At 68.0% G+C, this 1,888-nt stretch carries 3 protein-coding genes; 1 reads left to right on the top strand and 2 read right to left on the bottom strand.

Translation table 11 applies throughout. The features are described from left to right. Positions 1–25: 25 nt before the first annotated feature. Positions 26–502, bottom strand: coding sequence for a VOC family protein (locus B8460_RS04810; protein WP_048860443.1), 477 nt, complete (start codon positions 500–502; stop codon positions 26–28). 68 nt (positions 503–570) lie between these two features. Further along, positions 571–1,365: a TylF/MycF/NovP-related O-methyltransferase gene (locus B8460_RS04805; RefSeq protein WP_048860442.1), complete on the bottom strand. Its 795-nt coding sequence runs from the start codon at positions 1,363–1,365 to the stop codon at positions 571–573. Positions 1,366–1,428: 63 nt separating this feature from the next. Here B8460_RS04805 and B8460_RS04800 point away from each other — a divergent pair. After that, the coding region (locus tag B8460_RS04800; RefSeq protein ID WP_048860441.1) for an SIR2 family protein at positions 1,429–1,888 on the top strand (460 nt) is incomplete at its 3' end.

Here is a 1,888-nt window from a genome sequence, read left to right as displayed (position 1 = left end):
GGCCCTCGCGGCGCCTTCGCGCGCGTCACCCCGCCGCCGCGCGCCCGATCGCGGCGGCGTCGAGCTTCACCATATCCCGCATCGCCGCGAAGGCGCGGGCGGCCACGTCCGGATCGGGATCGGCCAGCAGGCGCGGCAGCACCTCCGGCACGATCTGCCACGGGATGCCCCAGCGGTCGCGCAGCCAGCCGCACATGATCTCCGTCCCGCCATCGGCGGTCAGCGCCGCCCACAGCCGGTCCACCTCCGCCTGATCGGCGCAGGCGACGGAGATCGACGCCGCCGTGCCGTACTCGGCCGGCGTGCCGCCGTTGAGCGCCTGGAAACTCTGCCCGCCGAGGCGGAAATTGATGAGGATGACGTCACCCGCCGCCCCGCCCGGCCACGCCTCCGGCGCGCGCTGCACATGGCCGATCGCGGAGTCCGGCACGACCGAGACATAGAAGCGCACCGCCGCCTCCGCGTCGCGGTCGAACCACAGGCACGTGGTGACCTTGGCCATGGCACCGCCCCTCCCGGATGACGGCCGCCACGATCGCAAATCCGGCGGCACGGCGCAAAATGCTCGCCTCAGGCGGCGGCGGTGGCAGGGGGGACGGCGACGGCGGGGACGGCAACGGCGGGGACGGCGGCGGCGCCCCGGCAGAGGATCGCGGCGCTGCCCGACAGATCCGGCAGCAGCACCGGCCCCTCCGGCTTGTCGGCGAGGAACTCGTCCACCGCCCGCGTCAGCCCCGGCCAGCGCCCGCTCGCATAGTCGTGCACCAGGATCATCCCCTTGGGCGACATGCGCGGATAGAAGAAATCGAGCGCGGCCAGCGCCGGCTGATACAGGTCGCAGTCGATGTGGACGAAGGCGAAGCGCGCATCGTCCGGGATCGCGCCCGCCGTGTCGGGAAACCGCCCGACGACGAAATGCACGCGCGGCGAGGCGCCGACGAAGGCGCGCACCCGATCGACCGTCACGTCGCGGAAGTGATGCGCGACGCCCGCCGCCGGATCGCCCGCCGTGTCCGCCGCGTCGAAGCCGTCGAACGTGTCCAGCAGATACAGGTCACGCCCGGGCGCCAGACGATGGATCACCTTCGCCGAATTACCCCGCCAGACGCCGAGTTCCGCGAACGCCCCCCGCACGCCCGCCGCCTCGATCGCCCGCACGTTGAGCGCGAGTGCGGCGAGGCGGACCAGGTCGCGATCGTTGTCCTTCGGCTCCCCCGCAATCCAGTCCCGCCGCAGCGCGCGGAACCCCGCCACGTCGCCGGAGAACGCCAGCGGCAGCCGCTGCAGAAGGAGCCGCCCGCGGCCGTTCAGTAGCCCGGTCGCCCATCGCAATAGCGCCCGTTCGATGCGCCGCCCGAAATTCATCTATCGCGAATCCCTTCACCACCGGATAATGTAACGAACCTATTCTTAAGCCGAGTAAAATGCATGTCAGAAGCGGACGGTGAAGCGGCTGACGGCTACCAGACGCAGGTCAAGGTGGACATTTCCGCGTGTCTTACCAAGATGGGCTGCCAGCCAATCCTGTTCGCCGGATCAGGCCTGTCGCGCCGCTACTTTTCGGCGCCGAGCTGGGATGAGCTTCTTACAGCCCTGGCCAAGAATTGCCCGCTCATCGACAAGGACTACGCCTACTATAAGCAGACGCTAAAAAGCCCGCTAGCAGTGGGCCAGGAGTTTGCCAAAATATATCAGCAGTGGGCTTGGGGAACGGGTAAAAACCAGTTCCCTTCCGACATGTTTTCAGATGCTGTTCCTGAAGAAGCTTACATCAAGTATGCGATCACCCAGCACCTCTCCAGGATAACCCCGCCGGAGCTCTCCGCCATTACCGACGCCAAACTGCAGGCAGAGCTAGGGCTCGGACCCATAAATTTCTTGAGCGGGC

It is taken from the genome of Acidisphaera rubrifaciens HS-AP3, assembly GCF_000964365.1.
GTDB classification, from domain to species: Bacteria; Pseudomonadota; Alphaproteobacteria; order Acetobacterales; family Acetobacteraceae; genus Acidisphaera; species Acidisphaera rubrifaciens.
Note: the sequence above shows the minus strand (reverse complement) of the source record. Positions and strands in the feature narration are given on the sequence as shown.

Coding starts and splice junctions, on each gene's coding strand:
- B8460_RS04805 (WP_048860442.1), bottom strand. CDS start 1,365: ATGAATTTCGGGCGGCGCATCGAACGGGCGCTATTGCGATGGGCGACC.
- B8460_RS04810 (WP_048860443.1), bottom strand. CDS start 502: ATGGCCAAGGTCACCACGTGCCTGTGGTTCGACCGCGACGCGGAGGCG.